Source organism: Mesorhizobium sp. M1403 (assembly GCF_040317695.1).
Classification (GTDB): Bacteria; Pseudomonadota; Alphaproteobacteria; order Rhizobiales; family Rhizobiaceae; genus Mesorhizobium.
Window position 1 is genome coordinate 52,941 of record NZ_JAMYKY010000016.1, and the last position, 13,323, is coordinate 66,263.

The 13,323-nt window shown below is 63.2% G+C and carries 18 protein-coding genes; 7 read left to right on the top strand and 11 right to left on the bottom strand.

Translation table 11 applies throughout. From position 1 onward, the window contains the following. Nucleotides 1–43: 43 nt before the first annotated feature. Both NKH01_RS23160 and NKH01_RS23165 read right to left on the bottom strand, forming a co-directional pair. Nucleotides 44–571 (bottom strand): gamma carbonic anhydrase family protein, encoded by a 528-nt coding sequence (locus NKH01_RS23160; RefSeq protein ID WP_353022609.1) that lies wholly within the window; start codon nucleotides 569–571, stop codon nucleotides 44–46. 18 nt (nucleotides 572–589) lie between these two features. Beyond that, nucleotides 590–934, bottom strand: a complete 345-nt coding sequence (locus tag NKH01_RS23165) for a DUF6949 family protein (protein WP_352817541.1) — start codon at nucleotides 932–934, stop codon at nucleotides 590–592. 117 nt (nucleotides 935–1,051) lie between these two features. Here NKH01_RS23165 and NKH01_RS23170 point away from each other — a divergent pair, with 117 nt between their 5' ends. Continuing rightward, nucleotides 1,052–1,783 (top strand): hypothetical protein, encoded by a 732-nt coding sequence (locus NKH01_RS23170; protein ID WP_353022611.1) that lies wholly within the window; start codon nucleotides 1,052–1,054, stop codon nucleotides 1,781–1,783. Between the two features lie 232 nt (nucleotides 1,784–2,015). Next, nucleotides 2,016–2,303: a GIY-YIG nuclease family protein gene (locus NKH01_RS23175; RefSeq protein ID WP_352481307.1), complete on the top strand. Its 288-nt coding sequence runs from the start codon at nucleotides 2,016–2,018 to the stop codon at nucleotides 2,301–2,303. A 223-nt stretch (nucleotides 2,304–2,526) separates the two neighbouring features. Here the strand turns inward: NKH01_RS23175 and NKH01_RS23180 are convergent, their stop codons facing one another. Both NKH01_RS23180 and cysE read right to left on the bottom strand, forming a co-directional pair. Continuing rightward, nucleotides 2,527–2,730, bottom strand: a complete 204-nt coding sequence (locus NKH01_RS23180; RefSeq protein WP_023674799.1) for a DUF3126 family protein — start codon at nucleotides 2,728–2,730, stop codon at nucleotides 2,527–2,529. 213 nt (nucleotides 2,731–2,943) lie between these two features. After that, complete coding sequence (gene cysE / locus NKH01_RS23185) at nucleotides 2,944–3,792, bottom strand: serine O-acetyltransferase (RefSeq protein WP_023717455.1); 849 nt, start codon at nucleotides 3,790–3,792, stop codon at nucleotides 2,944–2,946. A gap of 161 nt (nucleotides 3,793–3,953) precedes the next feature. Between cysE and NKH01_RS23190 the strand changes: the two genes are divergently transcribed. Continuing rightward, nucleotides 3,954–4,574, top strand: coding sequence for an HD domain-containing protein (locus NKH01_RS23190; RefSeq protein ID WP_353022613.1), 621 nt, complete (start codon nucleotides 3,954–3,956; stop codon nucleotides 4,572–4,574). Here the strand turns inward: NKH01_RS23190 and NKH01_RS23195 are convergent. From NKH01_RS23195 to NKH01_RS23215, 5 genes are all read right to left on the bottom strand, one after another. Next, a complete protein-coding gene (locus tag NKH01_RS23195) occupies nucleotides 4,571–4,984 on the bottom strand; it encodes a GNAT family N-acetyltransferase (protein WP_353022615.1) in 414 nt (137 codons plus the stop codon). The two genes, NKH01_RS23190 and NKH01_RS23195, sit on opposite strands and share 4 nt — an antisense overlap. A 155-nt stretch (nucleotides 4,985–5,139) precedes the next feature. Then, the gene (locus tag NKH01_RS23200; protein WP_353022617.1) at nucleotides 5,140–5,511 is read right to left on the bottom strand and encodes a hypothetical protein; all 372 of its coding nucleotides are present in this window, start codon (nucleotides 5,509–5,511) and stop codon (nucleotides 5,140–5,142) included. A gap of 134 nt (nucleotides 5,512–5,645) precedes the next feature. After that, entirely contained in the window at nucleotides 5,646–6,413 is a 768-nt protein-coding gene (locus NKH01_RS23205; protein ID WP_352790676.1) for an alpha/beta fold hydrolase, read from the bottom strand. A gap of 20 nt (nucleotides 6,414–6,433) precedes the next feature. After that, complete coding sequence (locus tag NKH01_RS23210) at nucleotides 6,434–6,997, bottom strand: DUF192 domain-containing protein (protein ID WP_353022619.1); 564 nt, start codon at nucleotides 6,995–6,997, stop codon at nucleotides 6,434–6,436. A 19-nt stretch (nucleotides 6,998–7,016) separates the two neighbouring features. Next, nucleotides 7,017–7,613: a cold-shock protein gene (locus NKH01_RS23215; RefSeq protein ID WP_036244259.1), complete on the bottom strand. Its 597-nt coding sequence runs from the start codon at nucleotides 7,611–7,613 to the stop codon at nucleotides 7,017–7,019. A gap of 216 nt (nucleotides 7,614–7,829) precedes the next feature. Here NKH01_RS23215 and gloA point away from each other — a divergent pair, with 216 nt between their 5' ends. Together gloA and NKH01_RS23225 are read left to right on the top strand one after the other, a co-directional pair. Then, nucleotides 7,830–8,270 (top strand): lactoylglutathione lyase, encoded by a 441-nt coding sequence (gene gloA, locus NKH01_RS23220; RefSeq protein ID WP_353022622.1) that lies wholly within the window; start codon nucleotides 7,830–7,832, stop codon nucleotides 8,268–8,270. Nucleotides 8,271–8,438: 168 nt separating this feature from the next. Continuing rightward, a complete protein-coding gene (locus NKH01_RS23225) occupies nucleotides 8,439–8,732 on the top strand; it encodes a DUF2218 domain-containing protein (RefSeq protein ID WP_352549704.1) in 294 nt (97 codons plus the stop codon). 8 nt (nucleotides 8,733–8,740) lie between these two features. On the opposite strand, the gene NKH01_RS23230 is transcribed toward NKH01_RS23225, so the two are convergent. Together NKH01_RS23230 and ilvA are read right to left on the bottom strand one after the other, a co-directional pair. Continuing rightward, entirely contained in the window at nucleotides 8,741–9,313 is a 573-nt protein-coding gene (locus NKH01_RS23230; protein WP_353022624.1) for a DUF1697 domain-containing protein, read from the bottom strand. Next, on the bottom strand, nucleotides 9,310–10,566 hold the full coding sequence (gene ilvA / locus NKH01_RS23235; RefSeq protein WP_353022626.1) for a threonine ammonia-lyase IlvA: 1,257 nt from the start codon (nucleotides 10,564–10,566) through the stop codon (nucleotides 9,310–9,312). Before ilvA ends, NKH01_RS23230 begins: the two co-directional genes overlap by 4 nt. A 126-nt stretch (nucleotides 10,567–10,692) precedes the next feature. Here ilvA and NKH01_RS23240 point away from each other — a divergent pair, with 126 nt between their 5' ends. Together NKH01_RS23240 and NKH01_RS23245 are read left to right on the top strand one after the other, a co-directional pair. Further along, nucleotides 10,693–12,087: a hypothetical protein gene (locus NKH01_RS23240; RefSeq protein WP_353022628.1), complete on the top strand. Its 1,395-nt coding sequence runs from the start codon at nucleotides 10,693–10,695 to the stop codon at nucleotides 12,085–12,087. 103 nt (nucleotides 12,088–12,190) lie between these two features. Further along, entirely contained in the window at nucleotides 12,191–13,264 is a 1,074-nt protein-coding gene (locus NKH01_RS23245; protein WP_023717444.1) for an alpha/beta hydrolase, read from the top strand. The last annotated feature ends 59 nt before the right edge of the window (nucleotides 13,265–13,323 follow it).

Here is a 13,323-nt window from a genome sequence, read left to right on the forward strand (position 1 = left end):
CACCATTTCTGGGCTTGCGATAGGCGGCCTTCACTGCCTGGCGCTAGACCTTCTTCAGCCCCGCCCTGAACCGCCTCCCATTGGCGACATAATGCGCGGCGGACGCGCGCAGCCTGGCGATTGCGGCTTCGTCGAGCGTCCTGACGACGCGCGCGGGCGAGCCGACGATCAGTGAATTGTCGGGGAATTGCTTGCCTTCGGTGACCAGTGCACCAGCCCCGACCAGCGAGTTGTTACCGATCTTCGCGCCGTTCAGCACGATGGCGCCCATGCCGATCAGGCTGTTGTCGCCGATCGTGCAGCCATGCAGCAAGGCACGGTGGCCGATCGTGCAGCCTTGGCCGACGGTTAGCGGAAAGCCGGCGTCGGTGTGCATGATTGTATGCTCCTGCACGTTGGTGTCGGCGCCGATGACGATTGGCTCGTCGTCGCCGCGGGCGACGACGCCGAACCAGAAGCCGGCGTTGCGGCCGATCCTGATATTGCCGATCAGCGTGGCGTCGGGCGCGATCCAATTGCTGTCGGCGTCCTCGAAGGTGGGCGCTTTTCCGTCAATCGCGTAGATCGGCATCGCTGTCTCCAGATTGTCTCACACCGACAAGGTGCCAGACCCTAGAAGCGAAGCCGCCCACGACGCAATGGCGATCACCACCATGCCCAGCGCCAGCGCCCAGATGGTCGCCGTACAGCCGCAGGAGATCAGCCCCAGCACCGAGATGCGACGCTCCCGCCAGGCGTCCAGCGCCTCGTTGACGAACATCAGCGGCCCGGCGCAAGCCGTCGCGGCGAGCGAGCGCAGCATGTGCTTCGACGATACATAGGGCTGGACGAAGGCAAGCTTGCGGCCGGCGACCAGTTCCATCGCCGATCCGGCCAGGCCGCAAGCCGTCAGCCCAGCCATAAAACTGAATATGATTTGTTCGACCGGGCTCATCTTTACCCTCCGTTTACCATGAAATCGCACAGTCGCCTGCAAAGCTGCGTAGCAAGAGCCGTGCCGCGCCGAGATGTGCCGTTCAGGCACACCGATGGGACGGCAACGAGGATCGCGATGAAGCAGGCAGCCGCCACAGAGGGCCCGCAACTCAGCGTCGTCGATTCGACGCTGATGAAGCGGGTGTTTTATGCGTTCGCGACGCTGGCGCTGCTTTCGGTGGCGATCAGCCTTGGCGGCAAATGGTTCGGCCGCTCGATCGCCATGGCCGGGTACACCGACGACACCACGGTCCACAAGGTCGTCATCGGCAACAACATCATCGCCGTGCCGGCCAATGTCATCCGCTTTGCCCAGGCCCGGCGCGACGGCATCGCCTCGCGGCTCGACCTCTATTTGCGCTATCCCGAGATGGACGGCTACAGCGAGGTTGCCCGCAACGACTTCAACCACACCGGACCCAGCAAGGACATCATTTTCCTGTCGTTCGAGCCGCAGATGATGTCGCGCGACATGAGCGGCCGCTTTGCGCCGATCTACAGCGCGCTGATCGCCAAGCCGGGTACGCCCGGCCCTGGCGGCACCACACTTTACGCTTTCAGCGAAAAATCAGGCTATCTCAACGAAGTGCTGGCGGTCGCAAACCGCCCCGGCAAGGATCCGTTCGTTGCCCGCTGCCTGAGCGGCCCGAGCGCGGACGAGTCGCTGGCGCCCTGCGAACGCGACATCCTGGTCGGCGACAATCTCAGCCTCACCTACCGCTTCCCCCGGGAATTCCTGGGCGACTGGCAGGCGCTCGAAGCAGCGATTTCTGGCGAGGCGGCACGTATGCTGAAGACCGGGCGGTAGGGCTTGATCCTTTGACCGACCCTGAAGGGCTGAGGGCTGGAGCCCCGGCCAATCGCGCTACCAATCTCCAGGGTTTGGGATTAGCTGCCCACCACGCCTTCGTCATCCTAGGGCGGAGCAGGAGCGAAGCGACGTCGCGGAGACCCTGGGATCCATGCCGTTACCTCAGTCGAAGAATGCAGCGGTTCAGAACTGCACTTGCGTCGGCACCGGCGCCAGCTACCCTTCAACCATGACCGGCTACGCCTACATGACTGCAAGCCAGAAGCGCGGCACGATCTACATCGGTGTCACCAACGACCTCGGCCGCCGCATGCCGGAGCACAAATCTGGCGAAGGCTCGCGCTTCACCAGCCGCTACGGCGTACAGCGTCTGGTCTGGTACGAGGAACATTTCGACATTCGCGACGCCATCCAGCGCGAGAAGTCGCTGAAGCGCTGGCCACGCCGGTGGAAGATCGAGCTGATCGAGAAGACCAATCCAGAGTGGTTCGAACTGTTTCGCGGGACTGGTTGGTAGAGGACGCCCAGCCGGTGCCAAGAAGCATTCGATTCTGGTCAGAGTGGAGCACTGCCGCGAGGTAACGGCATGGATCCCAGGGTCTGCGCCGCGTCGCTTCGCTCCTTGCTCCGCCCTGGGATGACGAAGGGAGGGATGCTCCAGCCAGTCTCCGACGTCTGCGCTCCGCCATCAGGCGGTCCCGCCTGCAACAAGCAGGTCCGGCCAGCACCAAACTCGCGGCTCAGGCCAGATCGATGTCGAGGATCGCCATCGAGAAATTATAGTCGCCGTCGTCCTCGTCCTTGAAGACGATGCCGAGGAACTCGTCGCCGACATAGACCTCGGCCGAATCTTCCTTGCGCGGCCGCGCCTTCACTTCGAGTTTGGGGTTCTGGAAGGTGCGCTTGAAATAGGCGTCCAGCTTTCTGATTTCGTCCGGCTTCAACAGTCTTCTCCGATCGTCGCTTGCTCAAGTGCGTCGCGTCTGAAGAGATCGATGCGACGCGCTTTAAATCTTGCTTCATGCATGTCGCTATCCCAAAACCGCTGGGCACTTTTGGGCGACATGCATTGGTGAGCGCGCTTCTGGCACGTCGACAATGGCCATGTAAAGGCAAGCCGGCATAGGGGGCAGGAATTCGGCCCCCTGCCCGAGCACTCAGATGTCGAAGCTGACGACGTGGTCCATCGTCTGCGACGGCAACAGCTGGTCCATCTGCCGCGAAGGCTGGTCGCAGCCGGTCTCGCCGACGACGCGGGCCGGCACGCCGGCAACCGTCTTGTTGTGCGGCACCGGCGACAGCACCACCGAGCCGGCCGCGATCTTCGAGCAATGGCCGATCTCGATGTTGCCGAGGATCTTGGCGCCGGCGCCGATCAGCACGCCGTAGCGGATCTTGGGATGGCGGTCGCCACCGGCCTTGCCGGTGCCGCCCAGCGTGACGCCGTGCAGGATCGACACGTCGTCCTCGATCACCGCTGTCTGGCCGACGACGAGGCCGGTGGCGTGGTCGAGGAAGATGCCCTTGCCGATGCGGGCGGCCGGATTGATGTCGGTCTGGAACACCGAGGACGATCGGCTCTGCAAATACAGCGCGAAATCCTGGCGGCCCTGGTTCCACAGCCAATGCGCCAGCCGGTGCGTCTGGATGGCATGAAAACCCTTGAAGTAGAGCACCGGCATGATGAAGCGGTCGCAGGCCGGATCGCGGTCGTAATAGGCCTGGATGTCGACGCGCACCGTCGTCGACCAGTCCTTGTCGTCGGCCGCCATCGCCTTGAATGTCTGGCGGATGAGGTCGGAGCCGATGTCCTGGTGGGCGAGGCGCTCGGCCAACCGGTGGATAACCGCTTCTTCCAGGTTTTCCTGATTGAGGATGGTCGAATAGAGGAACGCCGCCAGCAGCGGATCGCGGTTGACCGCTTCCATTGCTTCATCGCGGATCGAACGCCAGATCGGATCTACCGGCTGCACCCTGGTGGGACGGGAAATCGTAACGCTGTTCATCTGATGTCTCCGGCCATCCAATGTCTCAGGCCATCCAATGTCTCGGCTTGGCGGCTTGCCTATTCTCCGGCCGCACCTATAAGCCAGATCATAGCACGGGTGAACTCAATTTTCCTTAGTGCTTCGTCAAATGGATTTGGTTGGCGGAATTTCAAGCAGCCATGGAAAACGCAACCTTGATGGACGAGACCCTGAAGCGCGAGCTTTCCGCGCTGTATGACGCCGCGGATCGCCACTACCACGACCTTGGCCACATCGAGGCGATGCTGGCGCTGGCCAACGATTACAAGGCGTTGCTGCATGATCCTGAAGCAGTCGAAGCGGCGATCTGGTTCCACGACGCGATCTACGACAGCCGCGCCAAGGACAATGAGCCGAGGAGTGCCGCACTTGCCGAGACAAAGCTCGCCGGCCGCGCCGATGCACAACGCATCCGTCGCATCGCGGCGATGATCACTGCCACCGCCGGCCACGAATTGCCGTCCCTTGGCGACCAGCATTCCGTTCGTGACGCGGCGCTGTTCCTCGACATGGACCTGGCGATCCTGGGTGCTGCGCCCGACGTGTTCGACGCTTACGAACAGGCGGTTCGCCGCGAATATCAGTGGGTCGATGAGCCGATGTGGCGGGCCGGCCGTGCCGCTGTCCTAAAGGGCTTCCTCGCGCGTCCGCATATCTTCCATAGCGAGGAATTCCGCCGGCGCTTCGAAACCCAGGCCCGGCAAAACATGGCGCGCTCGCTCAGGGCGCTTGGCGATAACCTCAGCTCAGACAAATCCTAATCCGGAAACGTCTCTATGCGCTGCGCATAGGCCTTGAAACCGGCTCGCCCGTAGACAGATCGCGCGCCCGGATGATCGTGGGTATCGGTGTGGAGCCAAACCCTTTCGGGTTCATGCGACCAGACGGCGCGCAGCGCCCGGTCGAGCAGGTACGGCCCAAGCTTGCGGCCCTGAAGAGCCGGAACGACCCCGAAATGGGCCAATTCGACAACCGGCTGGCCGACGCCCGTGAATTCGCACAGGCCGGCGGCTTCGCCATCGACGCGCAGGACATGGATATGCGTCGACGGGCTGGCGAGAAGGCGCTCGATGTCGCCCAAGGGCATGCGCAGCCGCTGATCCCATTGCATAGGCTCGCCAACAGCGCGGTAGAGGCTGATGTAATCAGCGAGGCCAAGCGTTTCGCGCATCACAGCCGCGCCCGGTGCCGGTGCGGCAAAAGCCGGCGCCGGACGGCGGCCCGGTCATCTCCAGATAGGTGACGAGAAGATCGACCATGGCAACTCGCGCAGATTTGAAGCTGAGGGGTCGCGTCGGTCGCTTGCCTGCCGGAGGCTTGTCGAGATCAGGTGAATGCGCCAAAAGTCGATGCCATTGCCCACAGCATGAACCCCCCGGCCGCAAGCGACGCGCCATTGACGACGATGCCAGCCAAGCCGAGCACACGATTGTCGTTTGGGCGACCCACGGCCACCAAGCCGAAGACCACGCCGGTAAGATGTGCCAAAGGGCCGGCCAGAAAAAATACCGCAGCGAAGAAGCCCGTCGCACTGTTCTGGAGCAGTGGGGAGGCGTCGCTCGGCATTGCTATCAACGCGGTGATCGCAATCGCCCCTGTCGCCAATGCGGCCACCGCTAGAACAACGGACCATTCGCCGAACCTGCTTTTCGCAACGACGCCCGGCAAAGCGGCGTCGCTTCTTCCCCATTGTGCCATCGTACCCCCCTGCCCTCGTTCAGCGCGTGGCGGGTTTGAACCGATCCACAAGTCGCGCTTATTTACTGCTGTATCGTTGCAAAACCGCTAAGAACCTAGCTTCAGGCCCTATGGCCGCTTTTGGGAGCCATCCATCAAAGTGGATGCTCTGCATAAAACTCCAGCACACGCTGCTTGAAGGATTTGTCGCCGACCGCCAGCATGTGGTCGCGGCCTTCGATATGAAATGCCCTGGCGTTCGGCATCAAGGCAGCGAGTTCATCCGGCGAGCCGCCGATGTCGTCCTTGGTTCCCACCGCAATCAAGGTCGGCTGGGCAATGCGGGCAATGTCGGCCTCGCTCAGCAATTCGCGTGAGGTGGCGATGCAGGCGGCGAGCGCCCGGCGATCGCTGCGGGTCTGGTCGGCGAAGGCGCGGAACGAGCGGCCGCGCGGGTCGCTGGTGCCTGCGGGATCCTCGGCCAAGAGGGCGTCGGCTATCGGATCCCAGTCGCCGACGCCGTCGACCATGCCGATGCCGAGACCGCCGAAGACCAGCGTCGCCACCTTGTCCGGCTCGGAGAGCGCCAGGAAGGCCGATATGCGCGCGCCCATCGAATAACCCATGACATGGGCGCGTTCGATGCCAAGATGGTTCAAAAGCACTGCCGCGTCGGACGCCATTTTTGCCGGCGTGTAGTCTGCTTCGTCATAGCTTTTCGACGACGAGCCATGGCCGCGATTGTCGAAGGCGATCGCACGGTAGCCGGCATCGTTCAGCGTCTTGAACCAGCCGGGCGACACCCAGTTGACGTAATGGCTCGAGGCAAAGCCGTGGATCATCAGCACGGGATCGCCCTGCCCCGATGCCGGCTGGCGGTCAAGGAAAGCAAGGTCGAAACCGTCATGGGAGAAGAACTGCATCGGCCGAAGATCCTGCCCGTTCAGTCGGAATCGACATTCGGCGCATCGCCCTTGTCGGGCGGCGGCATGGCCGGCCCCGGCGCCGTGCCGATGGCCGGATGGCGCAGCAGGTCGCCGTCCTTGATGCCCTTTTTGGCGGCGGTTCCTGCCTTGAGCTCGAGCACGAAGCGCACCGGTTCGTCCGGCGAGATGATCGCCTCCGACTGCGGCTCGCCTTGCTTGATCGCCCGGATCCGGCCGTCCTGGCCGACGAAGATCAGGTCGAGCCGCAGCGGCGTGTTCTTCATCCAGAAACTCACATCCTGCGGCGCACCGAAGACGAACAGCATTCCGTGATTGTCGGCCATGTGGCGGCGGAACATCAGGCCGGCCTCGCGCTCGGCGGGCGTGTCAGCGATTTCGACGGAGAAAGAACGCTCGCCCGCCTTCGTCACCGCGACCAGCGGCGCCGGGTCGACGGGAAGGATCATCGCCTTGCCGTCGGCCGAACTCGATTGCTGAAAATAGAAGAAGGCGCTTGTGGCGACGATGAGGAAAATCCCGGCGTAGAGCGCGCCCGCCGTTAGCCGGTTCCTGTGAGCCATATGAAATCCTCGGCCGGAACTAATGCGAGACCGGCAAGGTACCCATATCGGGGTGAATTTCGGCAGCCATAAGGCCTTTGTCGCCGCGTCCGAAGCGGACCAGCACCACCTGGCCCGGACGGAGTTCGGTGATGCCGTAGCGGCGCAGCGTCTCCATGTGGACGAAAATGTCCTCGGTGCCCTCGCCCCGGGTCAGAAAGCCGAACCCCTTGGTGCGATTGAACCATTTCACCAGCGCCCGTTCGAGACCGCTTTCCGGCGTCACTGCGACATGGGTGCGCTGCTCCTGCAGCTCGGCCGGATGCACCGCTGTGGTGACATCCATCGAGAGCACGCGGAAAGCCTGCAGCCCGCGCTCGCCCTGCTTGACCAGGCAGACGACACGGGCGCCTTCCAGGGCGGTCTGAAAACCGTCCTTTCGAAGGCACGTCACATGGAGGAGGATGTCGCCCGAAGAACCATCATCGGGAAGGATGAAACCGTAGCCCTTGGCCACGTCGAACCATTTGATGGCGCCGGCGATTTCGACGAGATCGGCCGTATCGGCGCTCTCATCCCGCTTCAACGCATCGTTACCGGCCCCGTCCCGCCCCATGAAAGAGGCCTTTTCCCCCATAAGAACGCCCCCTTTTTTCAAGAAACACCGCAACTGATTCTTGACGCCAGATTAACACCGCGGCTTCCGGTGTGTGCAAGACCTGACGTGCCTTTTTTCACGGTTCCGTACAGGAATAGCGGATTTGTCGTTTGCCGGCGCCGGCAAGCGTGGCCAATTGCCCTTTGGCCGGGCCGCCCTTATGTTGCGCCGCAACGCAACATACGGAGGAAATCCATGCGCTATCTGCACACCATGGTCCGCGTCGCCGACATCGATGCTTCGCTCGATTTCTACTGCAACAAGCTTGGCCTGAAGGAAGTGCGCCGCCACGAAAACGAGCAGGGCCGCTACACGCTGATCTTCCTCGCCGCGCCCGAAGACGAGCAAAGCGGCATCAGCGAGAAAGCGCCGCTGGTCGAGCTGACCTACAATTGGGACCCGGAAGACTACAAGGGCGGCCGCAATTTTGGTCATCTCGCCTATGAGGTCGACGACATCTACGCCACCTGCCAGCGGCTGATGGACAATGGCGTCCCCATCAACCGGCCGCCGCGCGACGGCAATATGGCGTTCGTCAAATCGCCGGACGGCATCTCGATCGAGCTGTTGCAGAAAGGCCCGGCCAAGCCCAAGGCCGAACCTTGGGCCTCGATGCAGAACACCGGGAGCTGGTAGCCGATCACGCCATGTTGAGCGGACGTCGTCGGGCGGGTACGTCCCGCGGCCTTTGGTTTTCGCGGCAGGCGCCTATCTAACCGGCGTGGCGCCTGTCAGCGAAGGCTGGCGCAACATCATGCAACAGGCGCTCGCCAAATCCACAATGGGCTCCAGGAGAATTCATCCATGCCGACCAGCCATGTCGACGTCGCCACCGAACATGCCAGCCGCTATTTGCAGCAGCTGTGCAAGCATTGGGCGCACAAGTTTCCCGTCGAATTCGACCCGAACCACGGCAGCATTGATCTGACGCTCGGCCGCACGGTTCTCGATGCCGACCCGGCGGTGCTGCACATTGCGGTGACGACTGATGAGGCCGGCTCGCTGGAGCGCCTGGAAACGGTCGTCGCCGAGCACATCAAGCGCTTCGCCTTCCGTGAGGAGCTGGCATTCGACTGGAAACGCGCTCCGGCCGCGTAGACGACCTATCAGCCGCCGGCCTTGGCCATCTCCAGCAGCATCAGCACGGTGCGCCAGTTGCGCGCCGTGCCGGGCACCTTCAGAACGCGCGGGATGAGATTGGCAAACACAGATTTGCCGAGCCCGTCGGGCGCATGCAGGTAGAGCACGTCGCCCTTGATCTCGAAGCGTTCGGGCCCGGTGCATTTTTCCGCCAGCCGGGCGACCTCTTCGGCGGTCGGCTGGCGCTCCAGCGCATAGGCGTGCAGCTTGGTCGGCTCGCCAGCCACTTCCGGATAGGGATTGTCCGCCGCCAGCCGCTCGAGCCAGCCGAGATCGCGCACCATGATGCGCGATTGGAAGCCCCATCTCTTCTCGAATTCCGCTTCCAGCCGCCTGGTCAGCATCGCTGTATCGCCATCTGGCGACCGGAACACGGCGTTGCCGCTCTGCACATAGGTGGCGATATCGGAGAAGCGGAGCTGCTCCAAGAATGACCTGAGCTCCGCCATCTTGACGATGCGGTTGCCGCCGACGTTGATGCCGGAAAACAGCGCGACAAAAACCTTTCCCTGAGTGCTCGGAAGATCGTTACCGCTCATATGATGAACCCGGCGAGCGTCTCGTTGTCGGTAATGTCCTGGTAGTGGACGCTCTCGGCGTCGAAATTCGCCTTAAGCAGGTCGAAATTGCGGCGGTCCCTGGTTTCGATGCCGATCAGCACCGAACCGAAATTGCGCGCCGATTTCTTCAGATATTCGAAGCGGGCGATGTCGTCGTCGGGGCCAAGCAATTCGAGGAAATCGCGCAAAGCGCCGGGCCGCTGCGGAAAACGGATGATGAAGTATTTCTTCAAGCCCTCGAAGCGCAGCGCCCGTTCCTTCACATCCGGCAGCCGCTCGAAATCGAAATTGCCGCCCGACACAACGGCAACGATGGTCTTGCCCCTGATTTCCTTCCTGGAAAAATCCTTGAGCGCATCGATCGCCAGCGCGCCTGCCGGCTCCAGCACGACGCCTTCGACATTGAGCATTTCGATCATGGTCGCGCAGAGCCGGTTTTCCGGAATCAGCCGCACTGCGTCGGCGGCAAACTCCCTGAGGTGGCGCAGCGGCTCGCGGCCGATCTCGGCCACCGCCGCGCCGTCGACGAAATTGTCGACCTTGGCGAGCTTTACCCGCTTTCCGGCGGCGAGGCTCTCGCTCAGGCTCGGGGCGCCGGCCGGCTCGCAAAAGACGAAGCGTGTTTCACGCTGCTGGTCGGCGAAATAATGGGTGACACCGGCGGCCAGGCCACCGCCGCCGACGGGCAGCATGACAATATCAGCCATGCGCGCGCCGGGCATCTGGCCTGATATCTCATAGGCGACGGTCGCCTGCCCTTCGATGATGTCCTTATGGTCGAACGGCGGCACCATGTGGGCGCCGGAACTTTCGGTGAATTCGAGTGCGGCGCGGTAGCAGTCGTCGAAGAAATCGCCGACCAGCCTGATCTCGACGAATTCGCCGCCGAACAGCCGCGTCTTGTCGATCTTCTGCTGCGGCGTTGTTACCGGCATGAAGACAACGCCTCGTCTGCCGAAATGGCGGCAGACGAACGCAAAGCCCTGCGCGTGATTGCCGGCCGAAGCGCAGACAAACAGCTCGGCATTGTTGCCGGCGGCGAGCGTCTTGCGGAAGAAGTTGAAGGCGCCGCGGATCTTGTAGGAGCGCACCGGCGTCAGGTCCTCGCGCTTCAGCAGCACCCGCGCGCCGGTCTTCTTCGACAGATAGTCGTTTTCCTGCAGCGGCGTTTCCGGAAAGATCTCGCGGATCGCGGCAGCGGCGGCAGCGACGCGAGAGGAGAAACTGGTCATGGCAAGAGCACCCCACAGGCTAGCCGAATTCGGTCCCGCTATTGCATATCCGGCCTCGCGAAGCCATTGTCCGGTCACCCGAAAGGGTGTTCCCAAAACCTCGTTGGCCGTTAGGAGCGTCTGTTCATGCCTGTCGCATCGGTGGCCCGGAAAACCGTGTCGCTGCCGGAGTTCGGCGAGCCGACGGTGATGCCGCTGGTTACGCGCGCCACCTATGAGGCCCGCATCGCGGCACTGGTCGCGCGCGGCGGGTTCGATGCATTGGTCGTCTATGGCGACCGCGAACATGCGGCCAATGTCGCCTATCTCTGCGGCTACGATCCGCGCTTCGAGGAGACGCTGCTGATCATCGTTCCTGGCAAGTCGCCGAAACTGCTGGTCGGCAATGAGGGCTGGGGCTATGCCGAGATCTGCGACGGGCCGTACGAGCGCGTGCTCTACCAGACGTTTTCGCTGCCGGCGCAGCCGCGCGACCGCTCGCAAGCGCTGGCCGACATCCTCGTCGATTGCGGCCTGAAGGCCCGCCAGCGCATCGGCGCCATTGGCTGGAAGCCGTTCGGCCCCGGCGATGCCGGTTTTGGCGAAACGACGCTCGACCTGCCGTCCTTCATCGCCGACACGCTGCGCACGCTTGCCGGCGATAAAGGGGCGGTTGCCAACGCGGCTAACCTTTTGATGAACCCTGCCGACGGCCTGCGCGCCATCAACGATGCCGACCAGCTGGCCGCGTTCGAATTCGCCGCGACCTATTCCTCGCAAGGCCTGCGCAATGTCCTGCAAGGCATCGAACCCGGCATGACCGAATTGCAGGCGGCGCGGCTGATGGGCATCAACGGCCTGCCGCAATGCTGTCACCCGATGCTGTCGGCCGGCAGGCGTGCGGCCTATGGCCTGCCGAGCCCGCGCCTCGAAATCATCAAGCGCGGCGACCCGATCACCATGGCCTACGGCATCCAGGGCTCGCTCAATGCCCGCGCCGGTTTTCTGGTCGAGGACGCGGCCGAGCTTCCAAGGGGCATCCAGGACTATGTCGAGAAGCTGGTCGCGCCCTATTTCTGTGCCGTCGTCGACTGGTACGAGACGGTCGGCATCGGCGTTCCCGGCGGCGCGTTGTGGCAAGCGGTGCACGATCGCATCGGCGCTCCGTTCTTTGGCGTGTCGCTCAATCCCGGCCATCTCATCCATATCGACGAATGGATGCATTCGCCGATATTTTCCGGCTCCGACATCAGATTGAAGTCGGGCATGGCCTTGCAGGTCGACATCATCCCGGCGACCGGCACCGATTATTTCACCACCAACATCGAGGACGGCATCGCGCTGGCTGACGAGGCGCTGCGCGAAGAGATCGCCGCGCGCTATCCCGAAGCCTGGCACCGCATCGAGGCGCGCCGCGCCTTCATGACCGACGTGCTCGGCATAAGGCTGAAGCCGGAAGTGCTGCCCTTTTCCAACATTCCGGCCTTCCTGCCGCCGTTCTGGCTTTCGCGCAACAGTGCGATGGCAGTCGAGCGGCGCTGAGCGCATTTCGGCGCCTGCGACTTACTTCCGCCGCACTTCGGCTGTCCGGGAGATGCGGCGGAGGTGGATGGGCCTTTGGTTAGGCCGGAGTGGAATTGCTTAAGTGCCCTTGAAGACGATTTGCATCATTGTCCTTGCCGCGCTGCTCGCCGGCTGCGGCGGCCGCCAAACCGAGGAACTGCTCGGCAGCGCCATGATGGCGGTGCCGGTGACGGAAATCGCCGGCAACCACTCGATCTTCATCGCCACCACGCGCAAGCGCTCCGACGATCCCAACAAGGTCTTCGACGGCGAGCGCTCGGCGACGCTGAACTATGCCCGCGTCAACGTCACCGTGCCCGGCATCCACAAGACAGGCCAGATCGAGCGGCGCTCGCGCGGCAAGTCGGACGATCCGGCCAAATACTTCATGGCTTCCGAGGTCGTCGGTTACGACACCCAGCCGAAATTCTCCAGCGCGCTCAGCGCCGACATCGCGGCGCGCGGCGGCCGCGTCATGGTCTTCGTCCACGGCTACAACACCGGCTTCGACGCCGCCGTCTATCGCGTCACCCAGATCACCCATGATTCCGGCTATCCGGGCACGCCAGTGCTGTTTTCCTGGGCGTCGGGCGCCAAGACCACCGACTATGTCTACGACAAGGAAAGCGCCAGCGTTGCCCGCGACCAGCTGGAAGTGACGCTGAGAATGCTGGCGCAGACCGGCGCGCGGCGCATCGACATCGTCGCCCATTCGCTGGGGACCTGGGTCACCATGGAGGCGCTGCGCCAGCTCGCCATCACCGGCGACCGCGATCTCGGCGGCAAGCTCGGCGACGTCGTGCTGGCCTCGCCCGACATCGACGTCGACGTGTTCAAGAGCCAGATGCGCCGCTACGGCAAGCCGAACAAGCCGTTCATCCTGCTGCTCTCCGACGACGACCGGGCGCTGCGGCTGTCCGGCCTGATCGCCGGCGCGCGGCCGCGGGTCGGCGACTACAAGGACGCCGCCGACCTCGCCAGCTATGGCGTGTCGGTCGTCGACCTCTCCAGCGTCAAGGGCGCGGACCGCTTCAATCACACCAAATTCGCCGACAACCCGGAACTGGTACAGTTGATCGGCCAGAAGCTGCGCGAGGATGACGGGTTTGCCAGCGACCGCGAGGTGACCGACCGCATCGCCTCGGTCGGACAATAGCTGCATTGCGCGGCAGTGATTGTTGACCATGCCGCACCATCGGAACAGTTTGAACTGGA